The following is a 773-nucleotide window of genomic DNA, read 5'->3' as shown; positions in this document are numbered from 1 at the left end:
ATTTTCCTCAATGAATCCGAAGCGGAATATTATACGCGCTTGCTGGATGTAAAACTGTCGGATATCCAATACAGCATTGTGCCGCTTTGTGTGGACAGTCGCCGAAAAGCGGCAAATCCTTTTGCGAACGGGACCACAAACAAGCTGACCATATGCTGGTGGGGCACTTACATTCCACTGCACGGATTAGATAAGGTGTTGGAAACTGCGCATTTGCTTTCGAAAACGACGACGGATTTCGAGTTTATCCTTTTCGGGAACGACGATGAAAAGGCCATTCCATTCAGGAATAAAGTAAGGGAACTGGGCATAGAGAATTTTGTAAAAATCGATAATTCCAAGTCATTCCACAACGGACAGCTGGAACCTTTCCTCGTTTCGCATTGCGACGTTGCCCTGGGTAGTTTCGGCGATAGCGAAAAAGCCAAAACCGTGTTCCTCAATAAAGTAGCGGACGCATTCGCGCTCGGAATCCCTGTTCTGAGCATGAAAACCAAAGCGATGGACACGCTGCTTTTAACCGACGACATTATTATATGCGAAAACCGGCCACAGTGCATGGCCGATGCCATTATAGCGCTCAAAATGGACCGCGACAAATTAAAAAAGGTGGGAGAAAATGGCTACCGGCGCTATCTCGACACATTTTCCTACGACGCATTCAAAATGCGTGTTCAAGAGACAGTCCGTAACCAACATAACAGAAAGTAACCAATGGGCTTGAAAAAAGATCTTTTTTCGGGGGTAGCGGTTACCGCAATTGCCAAATATTC

At 46.1% G+C, this 773-nt stretch carries 1 protein-coding gene; it reads left to right on the top strand.

Annotation, left to right across the window (positions count from 1 at the left end; genetic code table 11):
* Positions 1 to 711: glycosyltransferase (locus tag ACTJJJ_RS31725; protein ID WP_440703911.1), on the top strand; the 711-nt coding region annotated here is incomplete at its 5' end.
* Positions 712 to 773 lie beyond the last annotated feature (62 nt).

This window comes from Dyadobacter sp. 22481, from assembly GCF_052044875.1.
GTDB lineage: Bacteria > Bacteroidota > Bacteroidia > Cytophagales > Spirosomataceae > Dyadobacter > Dyadobacter endophyticus.
Note: the sequence above shows the minus strand (reverse complement) of the source record. Positions and strands in the feature narration are given on the sequence as shown.